We start from the raw sequence: 15,332 nt of genomic DNA, 5'->3' as shown, positions 1-15,332 counted from the left end.
CGGGGTTCAATCAGGCCGCTTCGGCCTGCTGAGCCGCATTCCTGCGTTCGCTTTCTTCGCGTGACAGAGCCACCGAAGTCCGGACGCCGCGACCGACGAATTCCATCAATCCACCAACAACCCGCTCATTGGGGTCGATACCGGCGCAGGACAGTACTTCGCGACCATCGCGCGAACGGGCCCAGCGGGCAATTTGTTCTGGCCCATTGCCGTATTTCTTGTCGTCAGCGATGGCATCATCTAGGGCAGCCAGTACAACGGCTGCGAAAAGTTTGCGTGCACGATTGCCTTGTTCGTTATTGAAGGCAGTGCCGTCAACGAAATCTCTCATCTCGTTTTTCCTGTTTTTCTTGCTCTTGCAATTTTCGGCGTGACGGTCCTTATGACCTATTACATGCGATTCGGATACACCTAAATTGCATAACTACGTTGCGTCATTTGCATGGCTCGCTGCATGTGCAGCACTAAGTTTCGTTGTCTTGTCAGGTGTGGTCACGCCAGATATAGGGACAACAACTGACGCATCAACCGTTTGTGAAGGATTTAAGTCATGCCCAAGATAAATGGGAACGAAATTCGCCCCGGCAATGTGCTTGAGCATAACGATGGGCTGTGGGCGGCTGTTAAGGTGGATCACGTAAAGCCCGGTAAAGGCGGTGCTTTTGCGCAGGTCGAACTGCGCAACCTGCGCAATGGCTCAAAACTGAACGAACGCTTTCGTTCTGCGGACAAGGTTGAGCGCGTACGGCTTGAGCAAAAAGATCAGCAATTCCTGTACGAATCCGATGGCATGTTGGTGTTCATGGATTCTGAGACATACGAACAGATCGAGCTGCCGTCGGAATTGCTGGGCGAGCGCCGCCCGTTTCTGCAGGACGGCATGACAATTGTTGTCGAATTCTACGAGAGCGAGGCGTTGAATGCGACGCTGCCGCAAAAGGTGACCTGCAAGATTGTTGAGACCGAACCGGTCGTCAAAGGGCAAACCGCTGCAAACTCGTTCAAACCTGCAATCTTGGACAATGGCGTTAAGGTCATGGTTCCGCCGTTTATTGGTCAGGATGAAATGATCATCGTGAATACGGAAACCATGGAATATTCTGAACGCGCCTAAGCTTGTTCCAACCACATTCGAAAGACCGCATCCTTTAGGTGCGGTCTTTTTTGTTGCGCGGTCGCCGGTATCGCTCGGGGTCTGGACCGAACAGTTCAAGCATCAATTCGAACTTGATGCGATTGGCGCTGACTTGGCGATAGAATGCGATTAGGAATGCGGTTGGACCTTGTATGCGTGTTAGCCCGCTGGTGGCAGCAACCACGGTGCCGACGTCCGTACGCCCCTGCAAAACCAGCCATCCGCCAAGCATCAAGATGCCAACCGTCCCGGCACCGTTGATAACGCTCAGCAAGAATTTGGCAGACAATTTCCAGATGAACATGCGACGGCGTGTTTCGTAAATGTCATCAAACAGTGCGTCGATATCTGTAGATACAGCCTCGATATCCTCGGTCGTCAAACGGTCGGTTGAATTGCGCAGGATACGGACCCGTTCGGCGACAAAGACGTTCACGCGCCGTTGCGAGACCAGAACAATGATGATTTGTGGAAGGATCATCGAAAACGCGATCAGACCCAGACCGGGTTGTGTGGATGAGATATAGCCAATCACACTGATCAACGTTCCGATCTGAACAACGGGGTCGGAAAAGGCGCCGCCTGCAAATTTACCAAGCTCTTCAGCCTCGGCAGAGACGGCAGTGCTCATGGTTCCCTTGCGAAAGGATTCTCCGGTTTGGTTGAGATCAGCTGCGCGCACCAACAGGCGTTGACGGATCAGGCGGATCAGGTCCTCGCCCAAAGTGCCCGCCCGGTAGCCCAGCACCCATTTCAGGGCAAGGCTCAGCAAAATGACAGCCATCATGCCAGCGCCCAATGTCAACAATCGCTCAACCCCGACATCTGCGGATGTCAGGTGATTGATGATGTCGCGCTGAAATTCCAGCGGAACTGCAGCCAGCGCTGCAACTGCCAATGACAGCAAGATTAGTATTACTTGCCGGCCCGCACTGGCCCGCCAGATTGCCCGATACAGCCGGAACATCTTTTACATCCCTCTTGCAGTTCCGGCGCCAGTGTTACCGCGCAGCGCGATGGGTTCCAGCGAAAACGTGGCGCGTGGCTATCCGTGGGGTTAGTCGGTCAAACGCACGATCGCATCGCCCGCCAGCATGTCCCCTTGGGCGCGATCAAGGCGCAGATAGGCAATAGCCTTGCCATTGGATTGCGTAAACAAAGTTCCGGCGGGCTTCCCACTAGACTGTATCTCGGTTCCGATCGGTGCAGCGCCCTTAATTTCAACAATACGCAAGCCTTTGCGCAGTTCGGTTTTGTGCTTCATGCGCGCGGTGACTTCCTGACCAACATAGCAACCTTTTTTGAAGTCGAGGCCATTCAGGGCTTCGAAACCGGCTTCAAGTATATAGCTGTCTGGCGTTAGTTCGATATTTGTCTCTGGAATGCAATGACGTACGCGGATCGCATCCCAGTCTGTACCATCTTCGTCTTCCGGTGCCGAAGAATAGCCGCGCCAGCCAAGATCGGGATGCCTTGGATCGGGCAGGGCGCCTTCTGGCGCGGGGCCTGTGCCGCGCTGCAGATTGAGGTAGGTCGCTTCGATCGCAACATCAGCTCGCAGCTTGTACATCGCCAGGCGCTTATTCAGCGCGTCGGCCAGATCCTCTGCCACGTCCAGCAGAACCGATGATCCGTCCCGTTTCAAAAAGAAATCAGCCAGATACTTGCCCTGCGGGGTCAGCAGGGCAGCGTAGACCAACCCCTCATTCAACCGCTGTACGTCATTTGTGATCAGCCCTTGCAGAAAGCTGTCTGTATCCTTGCCGGTCAGGCGCAGAATGCGGCGATTGGGCATGGGTTGATCCTCGTCATTTGGTCTGGCCTCGTGATATAGGAGAACGCGCCGCCATGACCAGAGGGTATCAGACGTGTCCGCCCCAATCAGCATCGTAATCCCGACATTGAATGCAGGGCAGGAGCTGCCAAGTACTTTGCAATCGCTGATGGAAGGTCTGCAACAGGGACTGATCCGCGAGTTGATCGTCAGCGATGCTGGTTCGGATGATCACACGCTAGAGATCGCTGATGAGGCAGGGGCCCGGATCGTGTCAGGCGCCCCATCACGCGGCGGGCAATTGCGGAGGGGATGCGCTGAGGCCAAGGCTGACTGGTTGCTGATCCTGCACGCGGATACCGAGTTGCAACCGGGCTGGACCGCAGCGGTTGCAGAACATCTGAACACAGGCCAACCTGCGGCCTTTCGTTTGCGGTTCCGCGCCAAGGGTGTGGCCCCACTCTGGGTTGCTGGCTGGGCGAACTTGCGCAGCCGCCTGTTCGGGTTGCCTTACGGCGATCAGGGACTGTTGGTCCAGCGCCAGACCTATCTGTCGGCGGGTGGGTATCCGGATCAGCCATTGATGGAAGATGTTGCCCTGGTTCGCGCCCTGCCGCGCTCGGTGCTGTTAGAAGCGAATGCGGTTACGAATGCGGAACGCTATATCCGTCAGGGCTGGTTTCGGCGGGGTGCGCGGAATCTCTGGACATTGGCGCGCTATTTTCTTGGGGCTGATCCGGCGAAGTTGGCGAAGGCATATCGGGGATAAAGGCGGTGCGCAGTTCAACAATGGACTTCCCTAGGCGAAACGGGGCCGCAAAACTGACCAGACATAGGGCGATGATCTGTAAGACCAGAATATGCGCATTGGCCTGCAGATATTCCCATTCCTCCTTCAATTTGCCCACCTGATCAATCAGATCGTCATAGCTCTGGGCGAGGATCAGGTAGTCGCCTGCGATGGCAGGTACTTTGCGGCGCATGTTGTCAACGGCGGCTTGCGTGGTTTCATCCAGAGAGGTGAACACCAGAAACTGCTGGATATCAAAAGCATCGGCCTTAGCGGCCATATCGCGAGCCTCTTCCATCTCGTCCTTTGATGTCCGGCCAAACAGAAAATGCAGCCCTTGCAGCGGTGCAACTTCGTTTGTGACCGCAATAAAGAGCGGTAAATCCGCATTGCTGGCGGTCGAGGCAGACAAAAATTCCACCTTTTCACACAAAACGGCGGTATCGGGATCATATGCCGGGTCGCAAAACCGCAGTCGAAAGCGTGCTGCATCGCGGTCGAAGGCCAAAGTTGCAGCATAAGCGACGTCAATTTGCCGATCCAATCGTGAACTGTCTGATGTATAGAGCCCCGCCAGTACGGCGACCAATGCGCCGATCCCGCCCAAAACCACCCAGACAAGATCTGCCAGTTTCCAGGCTCGATGTCCCGCTGGCTTCCGGAATAAGAAGCCCGTTCCCAATAGGCCGATCAGAAACGAAAGAATAAGCAACGGTAGTTGATTGTCGGCAATAAATGTCATGTGTACAGAATGTACGGTCTGAGGTTGTTCAGACAATAGTGTTCACGCGCAGTTGTATCTCATGACACCACGAAAAAGGCGTCAGGATCCCGAGCTTTGGCCGAATTTGCGGAACAGTTTGGTCCTGTCGAATGCCTGCTCAAGCTCTTCCGTACGTTCTTTCACGCTGTCCCACAGACGTTCTTGCATTTCGGCGATCACACATTCCAACAGTACCAGGATCGAGGCCATGGAATCCCACGCAGACGGAACCGCGATACGCGCTGCAAATGTGTGCTTTGCCAGCCGATGGATCGGCGAACGCCATTGATCCGTCAGCAGCACGACCTCGGCGCCTCGTTCATGGCAAAGCTGTCCGATCAGCAGCGTGGTGTTTTCGTACCGCCGCACATCCAAGGCCACCAACACGTCTCCTTCACGCACCTCAAGCAGATCATGAGTCCAGGAGGCCGCATCTGATAGCAGTTTCACGTCGGGTCGTATCATTTGCAGGTGCAGATACAGATACTGCGCCAGCGTCCCGGTAATGCGTCCTCCGGTTATGAAAATGCGTCGATCTGGATCGCACAATAGGCGGCAAAAGCTGTCGAACTCTTCCGGAGCCACCTCATCGATTGAACGCCGTTGGTTGTCCAGCGCCTGCCGGGAATAGCGGTTTAGGATATGTTCCTCTGGCAGATCATTTTGCCAGACATCCCGCTTGGCAACGGGACCCGAGATCATCTCTTTCACTTCGCTGCGGATAGCGGCCTGAAACTGAGGATAGCCGACAAATCCGGTTTTCTGCAGCATACGCGCGACTGTCGTGGTTGAAACCGAGGCGATGCTTGCGAGTTCCGTAATGCTGCCAAGACCTGCCATTGGATAATCATCCAGCAGCACATTCACCAATTGCCGCTCCGATGGGGTCATCGTTTCGCGATGGGCAAGGAGTCTTTCAGTTACGCGCACGGATTACATCCTCTTTGGTTGACCACCATCTGATGTGCAATTTTTGACATCTGAAACGGTTGTGTGGAATATTTTACAGGAAAATTATTGACAGGTTAAGGCTGGGTGTAGAAATTTTTCCCCATGGAATCGCAAAACAACCTTTCGCCGGTCGGGGATCTGGATTTTGGACCAGTTGTTCACGCACGCGAACCGGCGGGCAGCCCATCGGTCATCGTGGTCTGTGAACATGCATCGTGCCGGATACCCAAAGAATTGAGGGACTTGGGTCTAAACGCGGATGCTTTGCGCAGCCATATCGCATGGGATCCGGGTGCTTTGCCTGTCGCGCAGGCTATGGCACGACAAATGTCTGCTTCATTGATCTACGGAGGCGTTTCGCGGCTTGTTTATGATTGTAATCGGCCACCTGAAGCCGACGATGCGATGCCTGCTAACAGCGAGGATTTCGCCATTCCGGGCAACGCCTCCCTGTCCGACGCTGATCGCAAGGCCCGAGTCGATGAGGTCTATAAGCCATTTTGTTTGGAACTTGCAGGAATGTTGGATCGTCATCGCGAAACACTTGAGTTGATGGTGACAATACACAGCTTTACGCCCGTGTATCGGGGACAGAAACGGACCGTCGAATTGGGCTTATTGCATGGCGAAGACGAGCGCTTTGCGTTGAAAATGCTGGAAAAGGCCCCTGCAGACCTGCCGCTGAAGACGCGCCTGAATGAGCCATACTCAGCCCGCGATGGCGTAGCACATACGCTGGATGTTCACGCGAAACCAAGAGGTTTGCTGAACGTCATGATCGAAATTCGCAATGATCTGATCGAGACGCCTGAACAACAACAAGCGATTGCTGATGATCTGGTGCACTGGATCGAAAACACGATGAGCGCGATCCAAAGCGAGGGCGCGCGGCAATGAAAATGATGGCCGCATATGTGCGCATCGTTGATGCGGTGAACTATCGGATCGGGCGGGTCATGATGTGGGGCCTGTTTGTGATGATGGGTATTTTGCTGTGGTCCTCGATCTCGAAAACGTTCTTTCTACCTTCGCTCTGGACGCTGGAAATGGCGCAGTTTGCAATGGTGACCTACTACATCATAGGAGGTCCGTACTCGATCCAATTGGGTTCGAACGTACGGATGGATCTGTTTTATCACAATTGGAGTCCGCGCCGGAAAGCTTGGTTCGACGCCTGCACGGTGTTGTTACTGATCCTATATCTTGGCGTGCTGTTCTACGGTGGACTTGGTTCGACCGCCTACAGCCTCGGCTATTGGGGCGATGAACCGGTTTCCTATTTCACAGGTCTTCTGACCGGCAGTGAAGAGATCGGGAGACTTGAACGCTCATCGACTGCATGGAGGCCCTATATCTGGCCGGTCAAGGCAATTATGGTGTTCGGCTTCTTTCTTATGCTGCTGCAAGCAATTTCTGAACTCTTCAAAGACATCGCACGGATCAACGGGCAGGAAATCGGGGTCAGCCGGGCATGAGTCAGGAATATATCGCCATTTTCATGTTTGCCTCAATGATGCTGATGCTGTTTACAGGCCAGCGCGTTTTCGGGGCCATCGGCGCGGTTTCGGCGATTGCGGCGCTGGCACTGTGGGGAACAGGCGGGCAGGATATTCCCTTTTCGGCCGCGATGAAACTGATGAAGTGGTATCCGCTGCTCACGCTGCCGATGTTTATCTTCATGGGTTATGTTCTGAGCGAAAGCCGCCTGGCTGACGACCTCTATCGCATGTTTCACGTTTGGATGGGGCCGGTGAACGGAGGCCTTGCGATCGGTACAATCGGGCTGATGGTTCTGGTTTCTGCTATGAACGGCCTCAGTGTCGCCGGAATGGCCATTGGGGCGACAATTGCTTTGCCCGAGCTTTTGCGGCGCGGATACGACAAGACCATGGTGACCGGGGTCATTCAAGCCGGATCGAGCCTGGGGATTCTCGTGCCGCCTTCCGTGGTTCTAGTGCTCTATGCCATGATCGCGCGGCAACCTGTGGGTCAGCTGTGGTTGGCCGGTATTGTGCCCGGGCTGCTGATGGCGTCAATGTTCATCCTCTACATATGGATACGCTGTCGCATTCAACCTCAGCTCGGCCCAGCGATGGAGGACGCGCACGAAGTGCCTCGGGCCGAAAAAATCCGGTTGTTGGGGGCAGGCGCTCTGCCGCTGATTATCTTCGCGTCCATGATGATCCCCTTCGTCAATGGCTGGACCTCGCTTGTTGAAAGTTCAGCGATCGGGGCGCTGGCGGCTTTAGCGGCCTCGGTTCTCAAACGCCGGATGACGTGGAAAATCTTTGAGGACTGCACCAAGCAAACGCTGGCCATATCCTGCATGTTCATGTGGATCATTCTGGCCGCGCTGGGATTTGGAGCCGTATTTGATGGATTGGGTGCGGTTAAGGCCATCGACAATCTGTTCACCGAACAACTCAATCTTTCACCATGGATGATCCTGATCCTGATGCAGCTCAGCTTTATCGTCATGGGCACGTTCCTCGATGATACCGCGATGCTCGTCATCGTTGCTCCGCTATATGTACCGCTGGTGGGGGCATTGGGTTTTGATCTGATCTGGTATGGCGTGCTTTATACGATCACGACCCAGATCGCCTATATGACGCCGCCGTTCGGTTACAATCTGTTCCTGATGCGAGCGATGGCCCCGCCCGAGATTACGCTGCGCGATATCTATCGCTCGATCTTTCCTTTTGTGGGCGTAATGGTTCTGGCGCTCGCGATAATCATGATCTTCCCGGAAATAGCGCTTTGGCTGCCCGGATATGTTTACGGAAATTAACCAGAAGGCCCGGCAAACGGGCACTTGAACTTTAACGGAGAGGAAATTGACATGACGACAAGACGTAAGTTTCTGAAAACTGCCGGGGTGGGGGTTGCAGCTGCACCATTGGCCGCACCGGCGCTGGCGCAAAGTACGATTACATGGCGGATGCAGACCTATGCGGGGCCAGCGCTTGCGGCCCATGTGATCGATCCAGCCATCGAGATGTTCAACAAGATCGCAGGTGACCGGATGCAGATCGAGCTGTTCTATGCCGATCAGCTTGTGCCCACCGGAGAGCTGTTCCGTGCCATGCAGAAGGGCACCATCGATGCGGTGCAGTCGGATGATGACTCGATGGCTTCACCCACCGAGGTCACTGTTTTCGGCGGCTATTTCCCATTTGCTTCGCGCTATTCGCTGGATGTACCGGTTCTGTTTAACCAGTGGGGCCTGAACGAGATCTGGGATGAGGAATATTCCAAGGTCGGCGTGAAGCATATCAGTGCCGGCGCGTGGGACCCCTGCCACTTTGCCACCAAGGATCCGATCAACTCGCTGGAGGATATGAAGGGCAAGCGCATCTTCACCTTCCCGACGGCGGGTCGGTTCCTGTCGCAGTTCGGCGTGGTTCCTGTGACCCTGCCGTGGGAAGACATCGAAGTCGCGGTGCAAACCGGAGAGCTGGACGGCATCGCGTGGTCAGGCATTACCGAAGACTACACCGTCGGTTGGGCCGATGTGACCAACTACTTCCTGACCAACAACGTATCGGGCGCCTGGGCGGGTCACTTCTTTGCCAATATGGACCGTTGGAACGAACTGCCCGAAGACTTGCAGACGTTGTTCCGCGCTTGCTGTGATCAGTCGCACTATTATCGCCAGTGGTGGTATTGGGGTGGTGAAGCCAACCTTCGCGTCAATGGCACCAAGATGCAACTGACCACAATTCCAGATGCCGAATGGGCGCAGGTCGAAGAAGCGGCTGTCAAATTCTGGGATGAGATTGCAGCTGAATCCGAGACCAAGGCCAAGGTTGTTGAAATCTTCAAGAAATATAACGCCGAAATGCAAAAGGCCGGTCGGCCCTATCGCTACGGCTGACCCAACTCGACCGGTCCGCGAGCGAGCGGGCCGGTCGCAACTGCGCAAAAAATTTTCGTTGGTAATTATCAATCAAACTGGACGAGTTTATTTGATCCTGCGACATCGGGCGCGGCGCTCTGTCAGGCACACAATCTACCAACATGGGCCTGCGAGACGCATTCATCCGAACGTTTCCAATACCCCAGCCAGACTTCGTCGAATGTGCCTTCATCGACCCGAATGCCATCCAACGGACCGGGGACAATACCCCAGTCCTTTGAGCGCAGTGCAGTAACGGGCTTGCAGACCTCGTCCTTCACCTCACATATTGGTCACAGGTGAGGGAGTTTTTCATGACAAAAGAGATTGTTCTGATCCACGGAGCTTTTGCCGGGCCGTGGTGCATGCAGGATTACGCGGAGTTCTTTCGCGCACGTGGCTGGTCGGTACACACACCTGCGTTGCGGTATCATGGCGGCGACCCTAACGCCGAACCCGATCCGGGCCTGACCGAAACCAGCGTCTTGGATTACGCTAATGACGTAGCTGAATTCGTTCAGGGTTTGGACAGCAAACCGGTGCTGCTGGGCCATGCCATCGCGGGGGTAGTGGCACAACAGGTGGCCTCTCGCGGTTTGGCCAGCGCAATTGTCCTGATCAACCCGAACGCGGCTTGGGGCACCTTGCCTGAAACTGACGACGAACGTGCTGTGCCGCGCGCTTTGATGGAGGGCGGGGCGTTCTGGAAACAGTCCATGCGCGTCGATTTCGACCTGATGGCCCCCTTTGCGCTGAACAAGATGCCCGAGGCGCAGCAGCATGAGGTGTTCGACCAGCTCGGCCCGGAAAGCGGGCGGGTGATGTTCGAGATGTTCTTCTGGATGTTCGACGATCACCACGCGATGAAGGTGGATATCGACAAGGTCGACTGCCCGGTTCTGATCGTTTCAGGCACCGAGGATCGGGCTGTGAACCCCAACACCTGCCGTGCGCTGGCGAATCTTTACGGAGATCGCTCGACGTTTCTGCCAGTCGAGAACCACGCGCATTTTCTGTTCATGGAACCGGGCTGGGAAGGCCCAGCCGGACAGATCGCCGATTGGCTGGACCAGAAATTGGGGTAGGATGGGGTTTCACCCCATCGCTCCCGGTACGCTTTGATGGGTTGGAAACCTATCCTACGTCAGTTGTTGGTTTGAAACGTGCTTTGCGGTTTCCAGACCAGAGAGCCATCGTCATTGCGATGACACCGCAGCAAGCGTTCCTCGCGCGTGCTGATGGTTGAGGTGACGGTATTGTCACCGGTCAGCAAGACGAACGCATCCGGCGAATAGGCCATGCCGTCATAGTAGCAAAACCGCGTCTCGGCGCCGTCTGGAATGGGCGATGCGGTGCTGAGCATCTGCTGCGCGGGGGCTGCCGAGGCCAGCAGGGTCAGGGCCAGCCCGAGGGTTAGTGTTTTCATGTCGTCCTCCCGTTCGGAAATGTGATGGTGGTCAATTGGGTCTTGGACGCTCGGAACCTCAAAACTCGTTCTTGGATGACAGATTGAGGGTAAGTGTGAACGGGATCAACGGGTTAGGCAAGGGGCGTGTTAATGCGTCGCTTGTGGAGACCTTCCGCGCCATTCAACCAATCCTCGGAGATTTGCGTCATGGACGCTCCTAGCCTACTTCTCAAGGCGGGCGCGAAATCTTGCGTGAGCCTAGCAGAATTCATCGATGACACGTTTTACCGTCTCTTCTGTTTGAGCGCGGCTCTGCCCATTCACCATCTCATCCAGATATATTAACTGCATGGCGATCAGAGGCCGGGCATCGAAATTTTGAAATATGGGGGGGCCAAAGGTCTCACTTGAGAACGTGTCTTCCGAATACAAGGAATCCAAACCTAACGGATCTCCCGGCACGCCACTTGCGTTGAAAATTTCTTCTTTCACACAATTTGCAAACTTCTTTGGTGAAATCGATGTTTTGATCCAAACCTCGGAATACTCAATATCAGCGTTGTGCCAGTCAAAGTTCGTGGCGAGGCAGGTTAGCTTTTCGGATTTCAGGAATTTTGCAAAAAACTCTGGCACCAGAGTAGTTTGATCTATCTCTTCAGAGTCGCCAACCAAAATTACATGGATGAATCCTGTTACTGTATCCGGATATTCATCAAGATAGAACTTTAGCCCCGACAAGTGGCTCACTATGTTAACGGTGTATGCCAAGTTAACATTAAATAGCTTTCTAGTTTCCTCAGAACCACCATCTTCGATAGTAATTTGTATGGGGCTTGTTCTTTTCTTCAGTCCATTGTCGCAGCCATCAGCCAAGTGGCAGTACTCAACGTCATGTGGCATATGCGTGACCAAGTCTGAGAAGGAACCCTCACCCTCAATGCTCTCATAGAGTTCAATGAAATCACACGCAGGTTTTGACAGCTCGGAACTTGCGGCTGTTGCGAAGGCGAGAAGTATTGAACCTGCTGCGATATTGAACTTAAATTTTCTCATTTTTTTAACAACTAATTGTGAATCTATAAGGGATAGAACTAAAGAGTTTTAGCGTCATTTAGACTGACGATGCACAATCTTCGACGCTCACTTCTCAAAGCACAAAATCAAACATCCAGCTCCTCAACAAACCGCGCGTTTTCCTGAATGTATTGGAACCGCAGTTCGGGTTTTTTGCCCATCAGGCGCTCGACCAGATCGCCGGTCTCGCCGGGTTCGTCCTCGTCGATGGTGACGCGGATCAGTTTGCGCGAGGCCGGGTCCATCGTAGTCTCTTTCAGGTCCTTGGCGTCCATTTCGCCCAGACCCTTGAAGCGCGAGACGTCGATCTTGCCTTTGCCGCCCAGACCTTTTTCCAGCCATTCGTCCCGCTCGGCCTCGTCCAGACAATAGACGCGCTTGGCGCCTTGGGTCAGGCGATACAGCGGCGGGCAGGCGAGGTAGAGGTGGCCCGCGTCGATCATGGGCCGCATCTGTGTAAAGAAGAATGTCATCAGCAGAGCGGCGATATGCGCGCCGTCCACATCCGCGTCGGTCATGATGATGATCTTGTCATAGCGCAGGTCATCGACGTTGAAGCGGGTGCCGAGGCCAACGCCCAAGGCTTGGGTCAGATCATTGATCTCGGCATTGGTGCCCAGCTTGGAACTGGCCGCGCCCAGCACGTTCAGGATTTTGCCGCGCAGGGGCAGAAGCGCCTGCGTTTTGCGGTTGCGACCCATCTTGGCGGAACCGCCCGCTGAGTCGCCCTCGACGATGAATAATTCGGTTCCGTCCCGTGTTGAGCTGGAACAGTCCACCAGCTTGCCGGGGAGACGAAGTTTTTTTGTGGCGGACTTGCGTTGTGTTTCCTTCTCGGCCCGTCGGCGCAGGCGTTCCTCGGATCGCAAGATCAGAAAGTCCAGAATGGCGCCGGCGGATTTGGTGTCCGCGGCCAGCCAGTTGTCGAAATGGTCGCGGACCGAGTTTTCGACCAGCCGTTGCGCCTCGACAGTGGCGAGGCGATCCTTGGTCTGACCAACAAATTCCGGTTCACTGATAAAGCAGGATACCAGCGCACAGCCGCCTGTAATCAGGTCGTCGCGGGTGATCTGCGCGGCCTTCTTGTTGTTGATCAGCTCGCCATACGCCTTGATTCCTTTGAGGACGGCGGCCCAGAACCCGGCCACATGGGTGCCGCCTTCGGGGGTGGGGACGGTATTGCAGTAGGACTGGATGAACCCATCGCGCGACGGTGTCCAGTTGATCGCCCATTCGACCTTGCCGGGGGCGTTGAACTTCTCCTGAAAGTCCACGGTGCCAGCAAAGGGTTGCTCGGCGTAGGTGGACGAGCCGTTCATAGTTTCTTTAAGATAGTCAGAGAGCCCGCCGGGGAAGTGGAATGTGGCCTCGGTTGGCGTTTCACCGTCATCGATGGCAGATTTCCAGCGGATTTCGACGCCCGAGAACAGGTAGGCCTTGGAGCGGATGGATTTGAACAGCCGCGCGGGTTTGAACTTGTGATGGCCGAAGATGTCGGCGTCCGCATGGAAGGTGACAGTGGTGCCGCGCCGGTTGGGCGCCGCGCCGACCTTTTCGACGGGGCCCAGTGGGATACCGCGTGAAAAGCGTTGCTCGAACAGCTGCTTGTCGCGCGCTACCTGCACGACCATCGAATCCGATAGGGCATTGACCACAGACGCACCCACGCCGTGCAAACCGCCCGAGGTCTGATAAGCCTTGCCCGAGAATTTTCCACCCGCGTGCAAGGTGCACAGGATGACCTCTAGCGCCGATTTGTCGGGGAACTTGGGGTGCGGATCGATCGGGATACCACGCCCGTTGTCGCGTACGGTCAGGGCGTAATCGGAATGCAGTTCGACCTCGATCCGGTTGGCATGGCCCGCTACGGCTTCGTCCATCGAGTTGTCTAGGATTTCGGCCACCATATGGTGCAAGGCACGCTCATCGGTACCACCGATATACATGCCGGGCCGTTTTCGAACCGGTTCCAGCCCTTCGAGCACCTCAATGGACGAGGCGTCATAAGTTGTGGTCGCTTCTGGCGTCAACAGATCGTCGGGCATGGGTGCTGCTCTTGTTTTTGAGTTTCCCCTATTATGGCAGGTGATGTGGTCCGGGGGAAGAGGGACGCGAGGTGTTGTGGGTGTTTTGAACTGCGATTGATCTGAGCAGTTTTTGCGGCATTGAATCAACCGCTTGTTGCGTTACGCGAGAACGGGACTTTGTAAGCACGCTTAGCCTCTGCTTTAAACGCTCTTGAACGTTTGCTTTTAGGCGATTTCCGGACGGGCTTTCAGAACACTTAAGAAACTAGATTCGAAGGACTGAGGAGTTCACTCTTTCTCTTCAATCAATAGCTCTTCAATCAGAACACACAAAAGTTGCGTTCTCGATTTAACATTGGCCTTTCTGTAGATGGAGTTGTTCTGCGACTTAATTGTGCCCTCACTGGTCTCACGCAATTTAGCTATCTCTGCGACAGACAAACCCTTCACAGTGAGTAGTGCAACATCTCGCTCCGCAGCGCTCAGATTCCAGCGGTCGAATTGCAGCTCTAGCATCCGGAAAAACTCACCTTGAGCCATCTGAAGACTATGCTTGATCTCCTGATGTCGCCGCAAAAAAAGTTTGTGGCTCTGCCAGATCAACACCCCCCCAATAACAAAGCCGAACAGGGTGATGAGCGCGGTGATTTCGTGCACCACCCAGCTCGCAGAGAAAAGATAATATCCGGTGATTTCGCCAACCAATTCAGCCGCAAACGCAAATGCGGAGATCGCATATATAGCGATCCCCGCCTTGAACATGGCGTCCTTGTTAAACCAATTGTTCAAACTTGAGACTCACTTGCGGGCAAGCGGAAATACACCTTAGTCATCATCTCCCTCACCATCGTCACCTTCGCCATCGCTTTCGCCACCGTCGTCGCCTTCGCCATCGCTTTCGCCGCCGTCGTCGCCTTCGCCATCGCTTTCGCCACCGTCGTCGCCTTCGCCATCGCTTTCGCCGCCGTCGTCGCCTTCGCCATCACTTTCGCCACCGTTGTCGCCTTCGCCGTCGCTTTCGCCGCCGTCGTCACGCTCGCCATCATCGCCTTCGTCGTCACGTTCGCTATCATCACCTTCGCCGTCATCTTCTTCGTCATCAAATCCTTCATCATCATCTTCATCGTCAAAATCTCTGTCGTCGTCTTCTTCGTCATCGTACTCATCGTCACGCTCAGATCGATCGCGGACGATGGTTCCATCTTTTCCCAATACCACTTCTCTCTCGATCCCAGGCCCAGTTGCCTCAAAGCGGAGATTCCCAAAAAGCGTGTTTGTTATTTCAATTCTCTGGAAACCTTGTTCAGTAAGCTCGTCGATGACGTCTTGTTTGGTGGTTTGCGAGAGTGCTGTTGTAGCCATCAAAACAAAGGTTGTCGTAAGACCCATAGTTTTCTTGTTCATGTTCCTATCCTCAACAATTTTGCTGATTAATTTAGAGCACTCGCCGCTGAAGCTGGGAATATAACTTTGGATGGTTTCGCCATACTTGAACCAAAGATCTATTTCCTC

At 54.6% G+C, this 15,332-nt stretch carries 17 protein-coding genes and 1 pseudogene; 7 read left to right on the top strand and 11 right to left on the bottom strand.

Going from position 1 to position 15,332, the window contains the following annotated elements:
- Positions 1–10: 10 nt before the first annotated feature.
- Positions 11–331 (bottom strand): DUF6280 family protein, encoded by a 321-nt coding sequence (locus tag AC2FI7_RS01735; protein ID WP_008757056.1) that lies wholly within the window; start codon positions 329–331, stop codon positions 11–13.
- Between the two features lie 219 nt (positions 332–550).
- Between AC2FI7_RS01735 and efp the strand changes: the two genes are divergently transcribed.
- Positions 551–1,114: an elongation factor P gene (gene efp / locus AC2FI7_RS01730; RefSeq protein ID WP_010439041.1), complete on the top strand. Its 564-nt coding sequence runs from the start codon at positions 551–553 to the stop codon at positions 1,112–1,114.
- A gap of 34 nt (positions 1,115–1,148) precedes the next feature.
- Here the strand turns inward: efp and AC2FI7_RS01725 are convergent, their stop codons facing one another.
- On the bottom strand, positions 1,149–2,102 hold the full coding sequence (locus AC2FI7_RS01725; protein WP_010439045.1) for an ABC transporter transmembrane domain-containing protein: 954 nt from the start codon (positions 2,100–2,102) through the stop codon (positions 1,149–1,151).
- 90 nt (positions 2,103–2,192) lie between these two features.
- A complete protein-coding gene (gene ygfZ, locus AC2FI7_RS01720; RefSeq protein WP_496815574.1) occupies positions 2,193–2,930 on the bottom strand; it encodes a CAF17-like 4Fe-4S cluster assembly/insertion protein YgfZ in 738 nt (245 codons plus the stop codon).
- A gap of 73 nt (positions 2,931–3,003) precedes the next feature.
- Between ygfZ and AC2FI7_RS01715 the strand changes: the two genes are divergently transcribed.
- A complete protein-coding gene (locus AC2FI7_RS01715) occupies positions 3,004–3,678 on the top strand; it encodes a TIGR04283 family arsenosugar biosynthesis glycosyltransferase (protein WP_496815573.1) in 675 nt (224 codons plus the stop codon).
- Positions 3,679–3,685: 7 nt separating this feature from the next.
- Here AC2FI7_RS01715 and AC2FI7_RS01710 read toward each other — a convergent pair.
- Positions 3,686–4,441 (bottom strand): annotated as a pseudogene (locus AC2FI7_RS01710) (hypothetical protein); the annotation flags it as partial.
- An 81-nt stretch (positions 4,442–4,522) separates the two neighbouring features.
- Positions 4,523–5,392 carry a MurR/RpiR family transcriptional regulator gene (locus AC2FI7_RS01705; protein ID WP_029621737.1) on the bottom strand — a complete coding sequence of 290 codons (870 nt, stop codon included), beginning with the start codon at positions 5,390–5,392 and terminating at the stop codon, positions 4,523–4,525.
- A gap of 123 nt (positions 5,393–5,515) precedes the next feature.
- On the opposite strand from AC2FI7_RS01705, the gene AC2FI7_RS01700 reads away from it, so the two are divergent.
- Genes AC2FI7_RS01700 through AC2FI7_RS01685 form a run of 4 tightly spaced genes read left to right on the top strand, consistent with a single transcriptional unit; the run spans position 5,516 to position 9,290 of the window.
- A complete protein-coding gene (locus AC2FI7_RS01700) occupies positions 5,516–6,310 on the top strand; it encodes an N-formylglutamate amidohydrolase (RefSeq protein WP_010439057.1) in 795 nt (264 codons plus the stop codon).
- Positions 6,307–6,888 carry a TRAP transporter small permease subunit gene (locus AC2FI7_RS01695; RefSeq protein ID WP_010439060.1) on the top strand — a complete coding sequence of 194 codons (582 nt, stop codon included), beginning with the start codon at positions 6,307–6,309 and terminating at the stop codon, positions 6,886–6,888. Before AC2FI7_RS01700 ends, AC2FI7_RS01695 begins: the two co-directional genes overlap by 4 nt.
- A complete protein-coding gene (locus AC2FI7_RS01690; protein ID WP_010439063.1) occupies positions 6,885–8,204 on the top strand; it encodes a TRAP transporter large permease in 1,320 nt (439 codons plus the stop codon). The genes AC2FI7_RS01695 and AC2FI7_RS01690 overlap by 4 nt, the downstream gene beginning before the upstream one ends.
- Positions 8,205–8,255: 51 nt before the next feature.
- Positions 8,256–9,290, top strand: coding sequence for a TRAP transporter substrate-binding protein (locus tag AC2FI7_RS01685; protein ID WP_010439065.1), 1,035 nt, complete (start codon positions 8,256–8,258; stop codon positions 9,288–9,290).
- A gap of 122 nt (positions 9,291–9,412) precedes the next feature.
- On the opposite strand, the gene AC2FI7_RS01680 is transcribed toward AC2FI7_RS01685, so the two are convergent.
- Positions 9,413–9,592: a hypothetical protein gene (locus tag AC2FI7_RS01680; RefSeq protein ID WP_010439067.1), complete on the bottom strand. Its 180-nt coding sequence runs from the start codon at positions 9,590–9,592 to the stop codon at positions 9,413–9,415.
- Between the two features lie 33 nt (positions 9,593–9,625).
- Between AC2FI7_RS01680 and AC2FI7_RS01675 the strand changes: the two genes are divergently transcribed.
- Positions 9,626–10,396, top strand: coding sequence for an alpha/beta hydrolase (locus tag AC2FI7_RS01675; RefSeq protein ID WP_010439070.1), 771 nt, complete (start codon positions 9,626–9,628; stop codon positions 10,394–10,396).
- Between the two features lie 59 nt (positions 10,397–10,455).
- Here the strand turns inward: AC2FI7_RS01675 and AC2FI7_RS01670 are convergent, their stop codons facing one another.
- From AC2FI7_RS01670 to AC2FI7_RS01650, 5 genes are all read right to left on the bottom strand, one after another.
- A complete protein-coding gene (locus AC2FI7_RS01670) occupies positions 10,456–10,737 on the bottom strand; it encodes a hypothetical protein (RefSeq protein WP_010439073.1) in 282 nt (93 codons plus the stop codon).
- 240 nt (positions 10,738–10,977) lie between these two features.
- Positions 10,978–11,772: a hypothetical protein gene (locus AC2FI7_RS01665; protein WP_010439076.1), complete on the bottom strand. Its 795-nt coding sequence runs from the start codon at positions 11,770–11,772 to the stop codon at positions 10,978–10,980.
- A gap of 107 nt (positions 11,773–11,879) precedes the next feature.
- A complete protein-coding gene (parE, locus tag AC2FI7_RS01660) occupies positions 11,880–13,838 on the bottom strand; it encodes a DNA topoisomerase IV subunit B (RefSeq protein ID WP_010439079.1) in 1,959 nt (652 codons plus the stop codon).
- Between the two features lie 270 nt (positions 13,839–14,108).
- A complete protein-coding gene (locus tag AC2FI7_RS01655; protein ID WP_010439082.1) occupies positions 14,109–14,609 on the bottom strand; it encodes a helix-turn-helix transcriptional regulator in 501 nt (166 codons plus the stop codon).
- A gap of 36 nt (positions 14,610–14,645) precedes the next feature.
- Positions 14,646–15,224 carry a hypothetical protein gene (locus AC2FI7_RS01650; RefSeq protein ID WP_010439084.1) on the bottom strand — a complete coding sequence of 193 codons (579 nt, stop codon included), beginning with the start codon at positions 15,222–15,224 and terminating at the stop codon, positions 14,646–14,648.
- Positions 15,225–15,332: the final 108 nt, after the last annotated feature.

The organism is Ruegeria sp. YTSA064, assembly GCF_059610325.1.
Note: the sequence above shows the minus strand (reverse complement) of the source record. Positions and strands in the feature narration are given on the sequence as shown.